The following is a 15,300-nucleotide window of genomic DNA, read 5'->3' as shown; positions in this document are numbered from 1 at the left end:
AGTCGGCGGCGGCTCAGCCGTGCGACCGAACGGCCCACCGTTCCTCGGGAACCTCAGATCACGTCCGGGAACCACAGGAGGATCTCGCGCTTGGCGGCGTCCACGGAGTCCGAGCCGTGCACGAGGTTGTACTGGACCTCGACGGCGTGGTCGGCGCGGATGCTGCCGGTGGCGGCCTTGACCGGGTCGGTGGCGCCGGCGAGCTGGCGGAACGCCTCGACCGCCCGCGGGCCCTCGACCACCGCGGCCACCAGCGGGCCGGAGGTGATGAACTCCAGCAGCGACCCGTAGAACGGCTTGCCGGCGTGCTCGGCGTAGTGCTGCTCGGCCAGCGCCCGGTCCACCTTGCGCAGCTCGAGGGCGACCAGGGTCAGGCCCTTGCGCTCGATCCGGGAGATCACGTCGCCGACCAGGCCGCGGCCGACGCCGTCCGGCTTGACGAGGACCAGGGTGCGCTCACTCACGATCTTCGATACTCCTTCGGGTTCGGGACTTCGCGCAGCTTAGCCAGCCGGTCAGGGCCGCCGCGGGGTCAGGGTCGTGCTCCACAGCGCGGTGCCGCGGCCGTCCCGCAGATGCACGGTGAGCTCGCGGGTGCGGCCGTCGATCTCGACCTCGCCGAAGTGCTGGAAGCCGTCCAGCGGCGAGGTGTTGGGCGCCGGCGGGGCGTGGGTGAACACCGCCCGCGGGCCGAACGTGGGGTCGAGTGCGTTCGGGCCGAACGCGCCGGCGTGCAGCGGGCCGGAGACGAATTCCCAGAACGGATGGAAATCGGCGATCGCGGCGCGGTCGGGCGAGTAGTGGTGCGCGGCGGTGTAGTGCACGTCGGCGGTGAGCCAGACGACGTTGCGCACCCGCCGGGCGGCGAGTTGGCGGAGCACCCAGGCCAGCTCGTGCTCCCGCCCGCCCGGTGCGCCGGGCAGGCCGTTGGCCACACCCTCGATGTCGGTCGGGCCGTCGGGGACGACCAACCCGAGCGGCAGGTCGTTGGCGATGATCTTCCAGGTGGCCCGGCTGCGGCTCAGGCCGTCGACCAGCCAGCGGGCCTGGCGCTCGCCGAGGATGTGGCCGGCGCCGTCCTTGGGTGAGGTGTTGGGGTCCTTGTAGCTGCGCATGTCGAGAATGAAGATGTCGACATGCGGACCGTAGCCGAAGCTGCGGTGGACCCGGCCGTCCACGGCCCGCCGCGGGTCCACCGGCTGCCACTCGTGGAAGGCCTGGAACGCCCGCGCGGCAAGGACATCCACCCGCTTCTCGGTGTACTGCGGCAGGTCCAGGATCTCCCCGGGGTACCAGTTGTTGAGCACCTCGTGGTCGTCCCACTGGACGTAGGCCGGCACGCTCGCGGCGAACGTCCGCATGTTGACATCCAGCAGGTTGTAGGCGAACTGCCCGCGGTACTCGGCCAGGGACTCGGCCACCTTGGACTTCTCCGGGGTGACCAGGTTGTGCCAGACCCGGCCGTCCGGGAGCGTCACCGTCGCCTGGAGCGGGCCGTCGGAGTAGACCGCGTCGCCGCTGTGGATGAAGAAGTCGGGCCGCCGCGCGGCCATCGCGGCGTATCCGGTCATGCCGCCGATGTCCGGGTTGATCCCCCAGCCCTGCCCGGCGACGTCTCCGGACCAGGTGAACCGCACGTCCGCGGGGCCGGCCGGCGCGGTCCGGAACGAGCCGGTCAGCGGCTCGCTCGCGGCCCGGCCGTCGAGGTCCTCGGCGCGCACCCGGTAGAACACCTCGCGGCCGGGTGGCAGGCCGGTCAGCCGGAGCTTGCCGGTGCCGTCGGTGTCCGGGGTCAGCACCGGTCCACGCAGCGTCCTCGACGCCTGCCGGAAGGACGGGTCGCGGGACACCTCCACCAGCATCCGCGACGGCCGGTCCGCACGGGTCCAGACCAGCGCGCCGTCGCGGGTCACGTCCCCGCTCTGCACACCGTGGGTGAGCACCGGCCGCCCGGCCCGCACCAGCGGAGCCGCCTGCGCCGCGGCCGGCACCACCAGCCCGGCGGCGGTCGCGCCCACTCCCACCATTCCGGCGCGCAGCAGCGTCCGCCGGTCGAAGCCCTGGGTCATCTCCATGCCGGCCGTTCTAGCGTGCCCGGTTCGCCGGGAAGGGAACCCCGGGTGAACGTTCGGAGGTTGACATTGTCGCAACCATTGACCCATCATGGCGATACAGAACTTGCTACAAAGGGGCCGGCATGACGACGAAGACCGCCACCGAGCGGGCGCGCGAGTGGCTCAGGCGTAACCAACTCGGCCGGATCGAGCCGTCGGCGCTGCTGGTGGAACGGCTTGAGGCACGCCGGCGCGGCAACTGGATCACCTTCGGCACGGTCATGGCGTACACCGCGATCTTCACCATCTTGAGTGACCTTGCCGAGCGGAGCCGGTCCGACTCCACCCCGGACGAGAGCGATGTCAGCGGGCTGGCCTGGTCCGTGCTCACCCCCGTGGTCATCATCCTCGCCTGGGGTGCCGGCCTGTGGTACTCGTACCGGGCGGAGCGCCGGCTGCTCGGGGCCAGGAGGACCAGGACCGCCCATCCCGCAGCAGCCCGTGTGGCACGGGTGCTCGGGCCCCGTTACCTCGCCGTGGTCCTCGTCGTCCATGGCGGTGGTCTGCTGCTCGGCGCGGCCACCGCGCTGCTGGCCTCCCGGCCGGTCGACCGGGCTCTGGCGCTGGCATTTCTCGGCTCGATCGCGGTGCTGGCCACCCTGTTCGGGCTGGTACTGGCCGGCGTGCTGCGACGGCCGTCGGTGGCCGAGGACTCTGACTCCCTGCTCGTCGACGACGTGTTGCGGACCCAGGACGCCCGCGCCGCCGTCGTGCCCCTCCCGATCTTGGTCGCGCTGGTCGCCGCGCTGGGCGACAGCACGGTCGGCTCCTGGCTGATCTGGTCCCTGCTCGGCTACGCGGTGCTCGGCGCGGCTTGCTGGGTGGCCGCGGAGGTCGCCGGCCACCTCACCCGCAGTCCGGCCGGGGTCGTCCAATGATCACCATCGACACCGCGTCCGCCGTTCCGCCCTACGAGCAGGTGCGTGCGCAACTGGCCGGGCAGATCAGCGACCGCACGCTGGCGGCGGGCACGCGGCTGCCCACGGTGCGCCGGCTGGCCGCCGACCTCGGGCTGGCGGTCAACACCGTGGCGCGGTCCTACCGGGAGCTGGAGGAGGCCGGCCTGGTGGAGACCCGGGGCCGGGCCGGCACGTTCGTCAGCGCCGCCGGTGAGCGCAGCCGGGCCGTGGCCATGAAGGCGGCCCGGGAGTACGCGGTCACCGTGCGCGCGCTCGGCCTGGACGCGGCGGAGGCGTTGAGCATCGTCGGGGCGGCGCTCGGCCAGACCTAGTCCGAAGTGGACTGACCGGGTAAACGGCCTGCGGCGAGGCGTTTGGCCACGTCCTGGCGGAACCACAGCAGCAGGCTCCAGACCAGGCCGAAGATCAGGCCCAGCACACCGAGCGCGGTCACCGCGAACCAGCAGGCGACCATCACCACCTGCAGACCGAGCGCGAGCCAGATTCCCCAGGGGCGTCCGGCCGCGCCGATGGCCAGAAACAGAGCCAGAGCGAGGGCGCCTACCAGTACGCCCTGCCAGGTAGCTAGCCCGTCCCCCAACTTGGCCACCAAAGGAAGCGCGAGCAGCACCACGATGCCTTCGAGCGCGAGGGCGGCGGCGACCACACCGCGGAACGACTTCAGCGGATCCGGTGCGCTCATGTGGGTTCCCTGCCGAACAGCGTGCGCGCCTCGCCGGCGGTGATCACCGAGCCGGTGACGATCACGCCGGTGCCGGACATCGGGGCGGCGGGGTCGTCGGACTCGGCCAGGTGCACCGCGGTCTCGATGGCGTCGTCCAGGCGTGGCTCGATGACGATCCGGTCCTCGCCGAAGATCTCCCGGGCCACCCCGCCCAGGGCGTCCGCGTCCATGGCCCGGGGCGAGGAGTTTCGGGTCAGCACCACCTCGGCGACCACCGGCTCGAGCTCGGCGAGGATGCCGGCCGCGTCCTTGTCGGCCATCACGCCGACCACCCCGACCAGGCGGCGGAAGTCGAACTCGGTGTCCAGCGCGGCGGCGAGCGCCTTGGCGCCGTGGGGGTTGTGCGCGGCGTCGACGAACACGCTCGGCGCCGTGCGCATCCGCTCCAGCCGGCCGGGCACCACGACCGACGCGAACCCCTCGCGCACCGCTTCCACGTCGAGCTGGCGGTCCGCACCGGCGCCGAAGAACGCCTCGACCGCGGCCAGCGCCAGGGCCGCGTTGGCCGCCTGGTGCGCGCCGTGCAGTGGCAGGAAGATCTCGTCGTAGGCGCCGCCGAGGCCCTGCAGCTTCACCAGCTGGCCGCCGACCGCGATGTCCCGCCGCAGCACCCCGAACTCCAGCCCGGCGCGGGCCACGGTGGCGTCCACCTCGGCGCACCGCTCGAAGATCACCTTGGCCGCCTCCGGGATCTGCTCGGCGACCAGTGCGATCGACCCGGGCTTGACGATCCCTGCCTTCTCCCGGGCGATGCCCTCGATGTCCGCGCCCAGGTACTCGACGTGGTCGGTGCCCACCGGGCCGACCACGGCGATCCGGGCGTCCGCCACGTTCGTCGCGTCCCAGGTGCCGCCGAGCCCGACCTCGAGCACCGCGGCGTCCACCGGCGCGTCGGCGAACGCGGCGAACGCCATGCCGGTGAGCACCTCGAACTTGCTCATCGGGATCTCGCCCGCACCGTCCACCATGGACACGTACGGCTCGATGTCGCGGAACACCTCGACGTAGCGCTCGGCGCTGACCGGGGCGCCGTCCAGCGCGATCCGCTCGGTCACCAGCTGCAGGTGCGGGCTGGTGTACCGGCCGGTGCGCAGGCCGATCCGGGTGAGCAGCGCGTCGATCATCCGCGCGGTGGAGGTCTTGCCGTTGGTGCCCGCGACGTGCAGCACCGGGTAGGACCGGTGCGGATCCCCGAGCAGGTCGACCAGCGCGGCGATCCGGCTTAGCGACGGCTCGATCTTCGTCTCCGGCCACCGGGTGTTCAGCTCGGACTCGACCTGCCGGAGCTGCTCCAGACCGTCCATTGTGGACACTAGGATCCGGACCCGGCCAGCGCTTCGAGCCGCGCCGTGATCCGCTGGATCTCCGCGACGGCGAGCTCGCGCCGCGCCTTGATCTTGGCCACCACGCCGGCCGGCGCGCGGTCGGCGAACTGCGGGTTGCCGAGCTTGGCCTCGGTCTGCGCCAGCTCCTTCTCCGCCGCGGCAAGGTCCTTGGCCAGCCGCCTGCGCTCGGCCGCCACGTCCACCGTGCCGGACAGGTCGAGCTCCACGGTGACCGTGCCGCCGGGCAGCGACACCTCGACCGACGCGCTCGAGGCGAACGACTCGCCGGGCGGCTCCAGCCGGACCAGTGTGCTCACCGCCGGCTCGTGCCCGGCCAGGCCCGCACCGTCCATTCCGGACAGCCGGGCGGCGACCCGCTGCCCGGGCTTGAGCCCCTGGTCGGACCGGAACCGCCGGATCTCGGTGACCAGCCGCTGCACACCCTCGATCCGCCGGGCGGCCTCGGCGTCCGGCGCCGCGCCACGCACCGCCGGCCAGTCCGCGACCACCAGGGATTCCTTACCGGTCAAGGAAAGCCAGAGCACCTCGGTGACGAAGGGAACGAGCGGGTGCAGCAGCCGCAGCAACGTGTCCAGCACGTGCCCGAGCACCGCGCGGGTGGCCTCGGCACGCTCGCCGCCCGCCGCGATCTGCACCTTGGCCAGCTCCAGGTACCAGTCGCAGAACTCGTCCCAGGTGAAGTGGTAGAGCGCGTCGCAGAGCCGGGCGAACTGGTAGTCCTCGAACTGAGTGTCCACTTCGGACACCAGGGCGTCGGTGCGGTCCAGGATCCAGCGGTCGGCGTCGGTGAGCGCGTCCCGCTCGGGCAGCGGCCGGGCCACCGTCGCGCCGTTCATCAACGCGAACCGGCTGGCGTTCCACAGCTTGTTGCAGAAATTGCGCGACCCGGCCGCCCATTCCTCGGACAGCGCCATGTCGCCGCCCGGGGTCGCGCCGCGCGCCAGGGTGAACCGGGTGGCGTCGGCCCCGTAGCGGTCCAGCCAGTCCAGCGGGTCGATGACGTTGTTGCGGGACTTGGACATCTTCTTGCCGCTGGCGTCCCGGATCAGCCCATGTAGATACACATGGTCGAACGGCTGCACGTCGTCCATCGCGTACAGGCCGAACATCATCATCCGGACGACCCAGAAGAACAGGATGTCGTAGCCGGTGACCAGCACGCTGTTCGGGTAGAACCGGTCGAGGTCCGCGGTCCGCTCGGGCCAGCCCAGCGTGGAGAACGGCCACAGCGCCGAGGAGAACCAGGTGTCCAGCACGTCCGGATCCTGGTGCCAGTCCTCGCCTTCCGGCGGTTCCTCGTCCGGACCGACACACATCACCTTGTCGTTGGGCCCGTACCAGACCGGAATGCGGTGGCCCCACCACAACTGGCGCGAGATGCACCAGTCGTGCATGTTGTCCACCCAGTCGAAGTAGCGCTTCGCCAGGTCCGCCGGGTGGATCGTGGTGCGACCGTCGCGCACGGCGTCCCCGGCGGCCTTCGCCAGCGGAGCCACCTTGACGAACCACTGCAGCGACAGCCGGGGCTCGACCACGGTGTCGCAGCGCGAGCAGTGCCCGACCGAGTGCAGGTACGGCCGCTTCTCCGCGACGATCCGGCCCTGCTCGCGCAGCGCCGCGACCACCGCGGGCCGCGCCTCGAACCGGTCCAGCCCCTCGAACGGGCCGTGCGCGGTGATCACGCCGCGCTCGTCCATGATCGTCAGCGCGGGCAGCCCGTGCCGGCGGCCGATCTCGAAGTCGTTGGGATCGTGCGCGGGCGTCACCTTCACCGCGCCGGTGCCGAACGCCGGGTCGACGTGATCGTCGGCCACGACCGGGATGCGCCGGCCGGTCAGCGGCAGCACCACCTCGGTGCCGACCAGGTGCCTGTAGCGCTCGTCGTCGGGGTGCACCGCCACCGCGGTGTCGCCGAGCATCGTCTCCGCGCGGGTGGTGGCCACCACGATCGAGACCTCGCCGTCGCCGTACCGGATGGAGATCAGCTCGCCCTCGTCCTCGGAGTGCTCGACCTCGATGTCGGACAGCGCCGTGTGGCAGCGCGGGCACCAGTTGATGATCCGCTCGGCGCGGTAGATCAGGCCATCCTCGAACAGCCGCTTGAAGATCGTCTGCACGGCCCGGGACAGCCCGGCGTCCATGGTGAACCGCTCCCGGCTCCAATCCACGCCGTCGCCCAGCCGGCGCATCTGGTTGAGGATCATGCCGCCGGACTCGGCCTTCCACCGCCACACCCGCTCGACGAACGCCTCGCGGCCCAGGTCGTGCCGGGAAAGCCCTTCCCCGGCCAGTTCCCGCTCGACCACGTTCTGCGTGGCGATGCCGGCGTGGTCCATGCCGGGCAGCCACAGTGTCTCGAAGCCCTGCATGCGCCGGCGCCGGGTGAGCGCGTCCATGATCGAGTGCTCCAGCGCGTGACCCATGTGCAGGCTGCCGGTCACGTTCGGCGGCGGGATCACGATGCAGAACGGCGGCTCGGGGCTGCGCGGGTCGGCCCGGAAGTAGCCGCTGTCTACCCACCGCTGGTACAGCTCCGCCTCGACCGCGGCCGGTTGCCAGGCCGGCGGTAGCTCGGTGGTCAGCTGCGATGGGATGTCGGTCACGCTGAGAAGTCTACGAATCGCCCGCGGCGGGGTTCACCCGGATTCCGCAGCACTGCCCCGACCAGCGGACCCATACCCGGGAGCAGCTGACGTAGCCGTCTGGGCCGGCCGGACCACCCCTTGTTAACACCGCGGATTGCTCCGTCGATGTGCTGGACACCAGGCCAGAAACGCACCTCGACAGGTGGGGCTGGGGCCGCACTAGGAGACCGGGAACCGGTGGACCACAGTCAGTCCGGCTCCCACTCGGAGTTACCCGACGCCGAGTGGGACAACCGCGTCGAACGCGCCGCGAGCGCCGACGTCCGACAACTGCTGCGCCGCGCGCGGCGGCACCGGCATGGGCGGTGGCTGATCGGCGGCATCGTGGCGGTCGCGGTCGCCCTGGTGCTGGTGCTGCTGGCCCGGATCGGGGTGTTCGACGGCCTGCTGCCCGGCGCCGGCTCCCCCGGTGCGACGGCGTCCGGCACGCGGGAGCCGGCCCCGCCGGCCGCGCTCGCGCTCGACCTGAGCCACCCGTTCGCGAACAGCCCGGCCGCCGGGTGGGCGGACGGCGCCGCCGGAATCGAACCGCCGCCGGCCCAGGAGGTAGGCCCGTACAACGCCGAGCAGGTGGCCGCCGCCGCCCGGCAGGTCCGCGACCTCCTGGTGGCCAGCCGCCTGGACCGGCGGATGGTGGTGGACCACGACCCGGCCGCCTTCCTGGGCGCGCTGGCCCCGGACGCCCGGCAGCGGCTCCTGCCGCTGTTCGGCACCGGCCGGGAGGCCGAGGCCCAGTCACTGGTGAGCATGGTGGCGCCCGGCACCCGCCTGTTCCCCGCCGAGCCCAAGGTCAACGGGGGGATGTCGGTGCGTGCCGGCGGAGCCGGCGAGCTGGTGGTACACACGAACTACGTGTTCGTCTACGCGTTCAGCACCGACACCCCGGAGAAGGTCGACGACCTGATGGACATCCTGGTCGTGGTCCGGGCCGAGGTCGACTACGTGCTGCGCACCGGAAACCGGTGGACGCGGACGAGCCAGGGCTGGTGGTACGACAAGGCCGGCGGCTACGCCTACTCGATCTCCTGCGACGCCTACCGCCGCGGCTACCTGGCGCCCGCGTTCACCGAGCACGCCGTGACCGAACCGGCCGCCCAGGACCGGGCCCGGTACTTCGACCCCGGCAGCCCGCTCCCGACCGCCAGCGGCTGCCCGCGCCAGTAGCCTGTGTTTTCTAGCTCGGGCAAGGCCGCCGAGCGCCTTCGGCGCCGGCCTCGGGTCGGGTTGGCGGGGTGGTTGCGGGCCGGTGTGGGTGGTCAGGTGTCGTAGGTGGGTTGGCTGACGACGCCTGCGGGCAGGGGCTCGTTCCTCGCCCTGCCCTGGTCGCCGTGAGGCGGCCGCCCTCGCCAAAGATTTGCCGACCTCAGCGCACTTTCGCAAACACGCTGGCTCCTCAGCCCCCGCCGGCGGGCGGCTCCGGGAGCACCACCGCCTGCACATGGTCGAACCCGGCGGTGTGCCGGAGGTTGCCGTCCAGGAAGTCCCGTTCGGACACCCGCACGGTGCGGCCGCCGGTCGGCTCGTAGAGCAGCACGTCACCGGCGGAGTGGCCGACGACGAGCACGTAGTGGCGGGGCACCGGGCCGCCGACCATGATCGGCACCGGGTGGCCGCGGTCGGCGGCGGTCAGGACCTCGCGCAGGGTCGCGGAGATGGTGCGCGGGTCGGTGTCGTCGGCCAGGCGCCAGTGGTAGCGGGTGCCCGTGGTGGCGGCGTGCTCGTTGAGGTAGCCGGCCATGCCCGCGGGCGAGGTGCCGAACGCCTCGGGCCAGATCACGTTGGTGCGGTCGTGCACGCGGGCCCGCTCGGCGGCGAAGTTGATCAGGAAGTCGCCGTCGGTCAGGGACAGCGCGTAGAGCGGGTCGGCCTCGGCCCGGGTGACGATCAGCGAGGTGGTGCCGCAGGTGGTGTCCTCGTACTGCCGGACGTCGAAGCCGAGCCGGTCCTGCTCACCGGTGCCGCCCCGGTCGATCAGCGACAGGTGGGCGTCCAGCCAGGTGGCGTCCCGGCCGCGGATCCGGTCGGCGAAGCCGGACAGCTCCGCCGGGCCGTGACCGGCGGCCACGGCCTTGTGCAGCCAGGCCCGCTCGGGCTCGGACCCGGCCCGGTCCAGCAGGCCGGCGACGGTCCTCCGGTCCGCCTCCGGGAGCCCGGTCCACCGGCCGGCGCGGCGGAGCTGAGCGAGGCTGAGGATGCCGTCGTCGTAGTCGTCGCCGATGCCGGGGACGGTGACCGTCTGCCCGGCGAGGGCGACCGCCGCCCGCGGGGTCAGGCCGCCGGCCACCGCGGCCGAGGCCCGGGCCCGGCCGGCCACGTCGGCGAACCGGCTGGCGGCGCGGTCGGCGGCGGCGAGGGTGGCGGTGTACACCGCGAGGCAGCCGGTGATCATCCCGGCCACCGCGGCGGCGAGGTCGTCCAGCGCGGTCGGGTCGGGCATCGGCACGGCCCCGATGTGGGTGGCGTCGTGCAACGCTTCGGTGAGCCGCCGGTGCAGCTCGGCGTGCCGGGTGCGCTGCTCCCGGACGGCCCGGGCCAGCTCGGTGAGCGCGTCCGCGGCCTCGGTCAGCGCCCGCGGGGCGGAGCCGGCGTCGACGCCGGTGGCGCGGACCGCCCCGGCGGCGTCGCGATAGGCCGTCACGAGCTTGTCCAGCGCGTCGGGGTCGCCGGGCGGAGGCGTGGTCACCTCGTTGACCACCTCGGCGACGACCATGATCAACCGGATCGGGTTGAGCAGGGCGAGCAGCTCGCCGAGCCGCTGGACGACGGTGGTGACCTGGCGGTAGTCGCTACTGGCCACCGGTCCGCCCCGCGATCTGCAGGTACACGCCCAGCTCGGCGAACCACGCTGTCTGCATGTCGACATACGAACGCTCGACGACGTCCAAGCCGCACGCCGGACCGCCGTCCCTGGTCGCCTCGTCCCACCGCGCCCGGATGCCGCGCAGCGTCTCGGCGGGCTCGTCCACCCCGGGATCCTCGCCGCCATCCGCCCGGCGGGCCAAGGCTCGCGCGGGCGAACTATCGGGCGACCTGCCCGGCCCGCGGCGGACCGGGCATAGATCGCCTGGGGAGTGTGTTGAATGCCGACGTGACTGCATCGTCTAAGGCACCCGACACGCTGACCATGTACTCGACCAGCTGGTGCGGGTACTGCGCCCGGTTGAAGGCACAGCTCGAGCGGGACGGAATCACGTTCGTGGTCGTCGACATCGAGCAGACGCCGGCCGCCGCCGAGTTCGTGATGAGCGTCAACGGCGGCAACCAGACGGTGCCGACGGTGCACTTCCCGAACGGCGCGGCGCTGACCAACCCGACGCTGGCCGAGGTGCGCGCGGAGCTGGCCGCCGTCTAGCGAAGGTAGGACGCGCCGTTCAGGTCGAGAACGGCGCCGGAGGCCCAGGTGGCCTCCGCCGAGGCCAGGTACAGCACGGCCGCGGCCACCTCGGCGGGCTCGGCCACCCGGCCGAACGGGCTCTGCCCACGAATGCCGTCGCCGCGCTCGCCGCCCAGTGTCTGCGCCTGCCGGTCCGTGGCCACGAACCCGGGTGCCACCGAGCTGACCGCGATGTTGTGCGGCGCAAGGGAAATCGCCAGCGACTGGCCAAGGGCGTGCAGGGCGGCCTTGGTGGCGCCGTACGCGGGGTTGTCCGGCTCCCCCCGGTAGGCGCCGCGGGAGCCGATGTTGACGATCCGCCCGACGCGGCCGCCCTCGATCATGTGCCGGGCCGCGAGGTAGCTGAGATTGGCCGCGCCCAGCAGGTTCACCCGCACCGCCGCCTGCCAGGCCCGCTGCCACTCCGCATAGGACACCGAGGGCAGCGGGTGGGCTTCTGCCGCCGATGAGCCCACCGCCGCGTTGTTGACGAGCACGTCCAGCCCGCCGGCGGTCCGCACCACGATGTCGACAACGCGTTCGGCGTGCCCGGGATCGGCAAGATCGCCCTGCACGAGCAGGTGGCCGTCGCCGGCGAGACCGGCCAGGGTCGCCTCGGCACCGGCATGGTTCGCCGAGTAGTGCACCGCCACCCGGTCCCCGGCCGCGGCGAACGCACCCGCCACGGCGCGCCCGATCCCCCCGGACGCGCCGGTAACCAGCACGGTCCGGCTCATGTGGTGATCTCCGGTTCAGTCGTTCGCACGCTCATGCCGCGAAGACCTGGGACTCGTCCCGGAAGCTCTTGAACTCCAGGGCGTTGCCGGCCGGGTCGCGGAGGAACATGGTCCACTGCTCGCCGGGTTCGCCGGCGAACCGGAGGTAGGGCTCGATCACGAAGCGGATGCCGGCGGCGCGCAGGCGTTCGGCGAGGGCGTGGAAATCCTCGGCGGGCAGCAGCAGGCCGAAGTGTGGGACGGGGACGTCGTGGCCGTCGACCTCGTTGCGAGCGGCGTCGGCCTGGGCCGGCGCCAGGTGGGTGACCAGCTGGTGACCGTGGAAGTTCCAGTCCACCCAGGTGTCGGCGGACCGGCCCTGCGGCAGGGCGAGAACGCCGCCGTAGAACTCGCGGGCACGCGCGATGTCGTCGACCGGGATCGCCAGGTGGAAGCTCGGCCGGGTGGTGGCGGCGGTCATGCCGGTCTCCTTGTCGCCAGGGGTGCTGATGCCCTGCCAGCCTAGGCAGAGGCGCCGCTGGCCTGATCACGTCCGCACGACACCGGGCCCTGGCGGGCTGGTGTTGCCGGCCGTGCACCGGCGCGGTGACCTGCGTGATCGCTGTCCGTGATCAGTGTTTGGCTGCCGAACGGCGATGGGTGTGGCTCTGCTGGAGGGAGTTACCGGTCGTTGGCCGGCTGGCCACGGCTCGGAGCCTGATGTCCTGAAGGGACCCTTCCTGTCATGGAACGTCCCGAAGGCGTCCTTCAGGACACCGACCACCGCCCCACCTGCCACACCAACCCCGACCACCCGATCAAAAACCACAACCCCTCCGAAAGAACCCGACCCAACTGCGACCATGACCTGATCCCGTCCTACCCGGCACCAGCCCGGCACTCCGCCAATCGTGGCTGGTGATACCCAGCCGGTTCATCACCGAAGTACTAACCACCGGCGAGCACGGCCATCGCGGCGTTGTGGCCGCCGATCCCGCTGACCCCGCCGCCGCGGCGGGCGCCGGCGCCGCACACCAGCAGGTTGGCCGCATCGGTCTCCACGCCCCACCCGCCGCGGTCGTCTTCGGCGAACGGCCAGGCCAGGTCGCCGTGGAAGATGTGGCCGCCGGGCATGGCGAGTTCGGCCTCGAGGTCGAGCGGTGTCCGGGCCTCGACGCACGGCCGGCCCTCGGCGTCGGTGGCGATGCAGTCCTCGATGGGCTCGGCCAGGTGGCGGTCGAGGCCGGCCAGGTAGCGCCGCACCAGATCCTCGGCGACCGCCGCATTGTCCACAGTGAACAGTTCGGCCGGCAGGTGGATGCCGAACAACGTCAAGGTGTGCCAACCCTTGGCCACGAGCGAAGAGTCCACGATGGACTGATCGGTCAATGTGTGGCAGTACATCTCGCCGGGCGGGAACGCCGGCACCGTACCGGAAAGGCTGGACCGGTAGGCGTTCTCCAGCTCGGTGTAGGACTCGTCGAGGTGAAACGTGCCGGCGAAGGCCTGCCGCGGGTCGACACCGGTGCGCAGCCGCGGGAGCCGGGTGAGCAGCACGTTGATCTTCAGTTGGGAGCCGGCCGGCGGGGAGCCGGCCCGGCCGCGCAGCCGGTCCAGCACGGCGGGGGCGATGCCAGCCAGAACATGGTGTGCCGCAACGGTTTCCTCGGTGTCGCGGGAAACATAGGCGACCTCGCCGGACCGCCCGTCCACGTCGACCCGGTTCACCTCGGCGCCGGTCAGGACCTGGGCACCCGCCTCGCGCGCGACCCGCTCCAGCTCCGCGGTGACCGCGCCCATACCGCCCACCGGCACCCGCCACTCCCCCGTGCCGTTGCCGATCAGGTGGTAGAGGAAGCACCGGTTGGCCGGCAGGTCCGGGGCGTGCAGCGAGGTATGCGTGCCGATCACGGCGTCGGTGGCGACGACGCCGCGCACCAGGTCGTCGGCGAAGATGTCCACGATGGCCTCGCCGATCGGGCGCTCGAAAACCTGCTCCCAGAGCCGCTCGCCGGTGGCCGCGACCACCTTGGCGCGCAGCTCTTCCTTACCTGGCAACGGTTCCAGCAGGGTCGGCGCGACGATCTGGGCCATCGCGGCCAGGCCGCCGTACCAGTCCAGCCAGCGCCGGAACTCGGTGTCCGAACCGGTGAGCTCGCGAAACGACGCCGCGGTGGCCGCACCCGGCTGTCGCTCGACCAGGAGCCCCACGGACCGGCCGGACCGGATCGCCGGCGTGTAGGACGACACCGCCCGGGACGCGAGGCGGATCTGCAGGCCGAGGTCGGCGATGATCCGGTCAGGCAGCAGGCTGACCAGGTAGGAGTACCGGGACAGCCGGGCCGGGACGCCGGGAAACACCGGCGCGCTGACGGCCGCGCCGCCCAGCCGGTCGGACCGCTCGAGGATGAGCACCGACCGGCCGGCCCGGGCCAGGTAGGCGGCGGCGACCAGCGCGTTGTGGCCGCCGCCGACCACCACCACGTCGTAGCGTCGGGTCATGCGCCCCACGCTACCCGGGGGAACTCAGGCGATCGCCGGTCGAGCGACCTCGCGCGGTGCGGGTGCCGGACGCGGCTCGGCCTGGTGATGTCGCCGCCGAACCGAGCGCGCCAACCGCTCCTCGGCCGCCTCCCGGGCGTACTCCTCGCGGCGACTGCTTGCCACGATGAGGTTTCCGTACAGATCCATGACAGCCTCCCAGTAGGGACTTCGTTGTTCGGGTGACGAACCGCCGGACATGGTGGCCCTACAAGACAAGAGCCGGGCTACTCGGGTTTGATACGCGGCGCGACCGAGGTGGACCAGAGCAGGGTCACCAGGCGGGCGCCTTCCGGGCGGGTCTCGGGATTGCTTGTGCGGTCCCGGAACCGGGCCATGATCCGGTTGATCTCCTCGTGCATTTCGACGACCTCGGCCGCGGTGAGGTACTCGTTGGTGGTGTTCATGCCGAGGGCGTCGCGCCAGTCGGGCGGCTCCAGGTGCAGGGACAGTGCGCGCGCCCGGATCTCGGCGAACTGGAAGTCCATGAACGCGGTGGTCGCCGCCTGCGCGGCCCGGGCGCCGTCCTCGTCGAGGAGGCCATCGGTCCAACTCATCGGGCGCGGACGGTGCCGCCACGGCTTCTCGCGACCCTGACCACCCTCGGCCCGCTCGACGAAGCCGTACTTGGCCAAAGTGTTCAGATGGTAGGAGCAGTTCGCCACGCTCTCACCGACCTCCTCGGCGCACCGAGTGGCGGTCGCGGAGCCCTCCCGCCTGATCACGTCGAGCAGCTTCCAGCGCAGCGGGTGCGCGAGGGCGCGCAGCGCCTTGGGATCGGTGATCTCTCCGGGCATCTCCTGCGACATGTTGTCAACATACCTTGCGAAGCACTTCTTTAGCAAGACTTCTTTCGAAACGAGTCTTGTGCCGTCGTGGCCCAGCTTGCCGGTGTGGGCAGCACCACCCCGGCAGGTTGAG

The 15,300-nt window shown here is 72.0% G+C and carries 16 protein-coding genes; 4 read left to right on the top strand and 12 right to left on the bottom strand.

The annotated features are described in order from the left end of the window. Positions 1-53 precede the first annotated feature (53 nt). Positions 54-464 carry a nucleoside-diphosphate kinase gene (ndk, locus tag VGR06_RS11475; protein WP_327558999.1) on the bottom strand — a complete coding sequence of 137 codons (411 nt, stop codon included), beginning with the start codon at positions 462-464 and terminating at the stop codon, positions 54-56. A gap of 51 nt (positions 465-515) precedes the next feature. Further along, positions 516-2,075: an alkaline phosphatase D family protein gene (locus VGR06_RS11470; protein ID WP_414637225.1), complete on the bottom strand. Its 1,560-nt coding sequence runs from the start codon at positions 2,073-2,075 to the stop codon at positions 516-518. Between the two features lie 122 nt (positions 2,076-2,197). Here VGR06_RS11470 and VGR06_RS11465 point away from each other — a divergent pair, with 122 nt between their 5' ends. Next, the gene (locus VGR06_RS11465; RefSeq protein WP_327558998.1) at positions 2,198-2,992 is read left to right on the top strand and encodes a hypothetical protein; all 795 of its coding nucleotides are present in this window, start codon (positions 2,198-2,200) and stop codon (positions 2,990-2,992) included. Beyond that, a complete protein-coding gene (locus VGR06_RS11460) occupies positions 2,989-3,345 on the top strand; it encodes a GntR family transcriptional regulator (protein WP_327558997.1) in 357 nt (118 codons plus the stop codon). The genes VGR06_RS11465 and VGR06_RS11460 overlap by 4 nt, the downstream gene beginning before the upstream one ends. Here the strand turns inward: VGR06_RS11460 and VGR06_RS11455 are convergent. From VGR06_RS11455 to VGR06_RS11445, 3 genes are read right to left on the bottom strand one after another with little or no spacing between them, the layout of a single operon-like run. Beyond that, positions 3,342-3,716: a DUF4233 domain-containing protein gene (locus VGR06_RS11455; RefSeq protein ID WP_327558996.1), complete on the bottom strand. Its 375-nt coding sequence runs from the start codon at positions 3,714-3,716 to the stop codon at positions 3,342-3,344. The two genes, VGR06_RS11460 and VGR06_RS11455, sit on opposite strands and share 4 nt — an antisense overlap. Then, a complete protein-coding gene (gene folC / locus VGR06_RS11450) occupies positions 3,713-5,062 on the bottom strand; it encodes a bifunctional tetrahydrofolate synthase/dihydrofolate synthase (protein ID WP_327558995.1) in 1,350 nt (449 codons plus the stop codon). The genes VGR06_RS11455 and folC overlap by 4 nt, the downstream gene beginning before the upstream one ends. Before the next feature lie 8 nt (positions 5,063-5,070). After that, complete coding sequence (locus VGR06_RS11445; protein ID WP_327558994.1) at positions 5,071-7,707, bottom strand: valine--tRNA ligase; 2,637 nt, start codon at positions 7,705-7,707, stop codon at positions 5,071-5,073. Between the two features lie 219 nt (positions 7,708-7,926). Between VGR06_RS11445 and VGR06_RS11440 the strand changes: the two genes are divergently transcribed. Continuing rightward, complete coding sequence (locus VGR06_RS11440; RefSeq protein ID WP_327558993.1) at positions 7,927-8,913, top strand: hypothetical protein; 987 nt, start codon at positions 7,927-7,929, stop codon at positions 8,911-8,913. A gap of 229 nt (positions 8,914-9,142) precedes the next feature. On the opposite strand, the gene VGR06_RS11435 is transcribed toward VGR06_RS11440, so the two are convergent. Both VGR06_RS11435 and VGR06_RS11430 read right to left on the bottom strand, forming a co-directional pair. Next, positions 9,143-10,546, bottom strand: a complete 1,404-nt coding sequence (locus VGR06_RS11435; protein ID WP_327558992.1) for a hypothetical protein — start codon at positions 10,544-10,546, stop codon at positions 9,143-9,145. After that, positions 10,536-10,715, bottom strand: a complete 180-nt coding sequence (locus VGR06_RS11430; RefSeq protein ID WP_327558991.1) for a hypothetical protein — start codon at positions 10,713-10,715, stop codon at positions 10,536-10,538. Before VGR06_RS11430 ends, VGR06_RS11435 begins: the two co-directional genes overlap by 11 nt. A gap of 122 nt (positions 10,716-10,837) precedes the next feature. Between VGR06_RS11430 and VGR06_RS11425 the strand changes: the two genes are divergently transcribed. After that, positions 10,838-11,101 (top strand): mycoredoxin, encoded by a 264-nt coding sequence (locus VGR06_RS11425; RefSeq protein ID WP_327558990.1) that lies wholly within the window; start codon positions 10,838-10,840, stop codon positions 11,099-11,101. On the opposite strand, the gene VGR06_RS11420 is transcribed toward VGR06_RS11425, so the two are convergent. The 5 genes from VGR06_RS11420 to VGR06_RS11400 all read right to left on the bottom strand — a co-directional run bounded on the left by VGR06_RS11420 (position 11,098) and on the right by VGR06_RS11400 (position 15,188). Then, complete coding sequence (locus tag VGR06_RS11420; protein WP_327558989.1) at positions 11,098-11,859, bottom strand: SDR family oxidoreductase; 762 nt, start codon at positions 11,857-11,859, stop codon at positions 11,098-11,100. The genes VGR06_RS11425 and VGR06_RS11420 overlap by 4 nt on opposite strands. 31 nt (positions 11,860-11,890) lie before the next feature. Beyond that, positions 11,891-12,319, bottom strand: a complete 429-nt coding sequence (locus VGR06_RS11415) for a VOC family protein (RefSeq protein ID WP_327558988.1) — start codon at positions 12,317-12,319, stop codon at positions 11,891-11,893. Between the two features lie 467 nt (positions 12,320-12,786). After that, positions 12,787-14,340, bottom strand: a complete 1,554-nt coding sequence (locus VGR06_RS11410; RefSeq protein WP_327558987.1) for an NAD(P)/FAD-dependent oxidoreductase — start codon at positions 14,338-14,340, stop codon at positions 12,787-12,789. Positions 14,341-14,364: 24 nt separating this feature from the next. Continuing rightward, positions 14,365-14,529: a hypothetical protein gene (locus VGR06_RS11405; protein ID WP_327558986.1), complete on the bottom strand. Its 165-nt coding sequence runs from the start codon at positions 14,527-14,529 to the stop codon at positions 14,365-14,367. A gap of 77 nt (positions 14,530-14,606) precedes the next feature. After that, positions 14,607-15,188, bottom strand: coding sequence for a helix-turn-helix domain-containing protein (locus tag VGR06_RS11400; protein WP_327558985.1), 582 nt, complete (start codon positions 15,186-15,188; stop codon positions 14,607-14,609). Positions 15,189-15,300: the final 112 nt, after the last annotated feature.

Source organism: Actinophytocola sp. (assembly GCF_036002505.1).
Classification (GTDB): Bacteria; Actinomycetota; Actinomycetes; order Mycobacteriales; family Pseudonocardiaceae; genus DASYTH01.
This window is presented reverse-complemented; position numbering and strand designations above follow the sequence as displayed.

Coding starts and splice junctions, on each gene's coding strand:
- VGR06_RS11400 (WP_327558985.1), bottom strand. CDS start 15,188: ATGTCGCAGGAGATGCCCGGAGAGATCACCGATCCCAAGGCGCTGCGC.
- VGR06_RS11405 (WP_327558986.1), bottom strand. CDS start 14,529: ATGGATCTGTACGGAAACCTCATCGTGGCAAGCAGTCGCCGCGAGGAG.
- VGR06_RS11420 (WP_327558989.1), bottom strand. CDS start 11,859: ATGAGCCGGACCGTGCTGGTTACCGGCGCGTCCGGGGGGATCGGGCGC.
- folC (WP_327558995.1), bottom strand. CDS start 5,062: ATGGACGGTCTGGAGCAGCTCCGGCAGGTCGAGTCCGAGCTGAACACC.
- VGR06_RS11470 (WP_414637225.1), bottom strand. CDS start 2,075: ATGGAGATGACCCAGGGCTTCGACCGGCGGACGCTGCTGCGCGCCGGA.
- VGR06_RS11455 (WP_327558996.1), bottom strand. CDS start 3,716: ATGAGCGCACCGGATCCGCTGAAGTCGTTCCGCGGTGTGGTCGCCGCC.
- VGR06_RS11415 (WP_327558988.1), bottom strand. CDS start 12,319: ATGACCGCCGCCACCACCCGGCCGAGCTTCCACCTGGCGATCCCGGTC.
- VGR06_RS11465 (WP_327558998.1), top strand. CDS start 2,198: ATGACGACGAAGACCGCCACCGAGCGGGCGCGCGAGTGGCTCAGGCGT.
- VGR06_RS11410 (WP_327558987.1), bottom strand. CDS start 14,340: ATGACCCGACGCTACGACGTGGTGGTGGTCGGCGGCGGCCACAACGCG.
- VGR06_RS11460 (WP_327558997.1), top strand. CDS start 2,989: ATGATCACCATCGACACCGCGTCCGCCGTTCCGCCCTACGAGCAGGTG.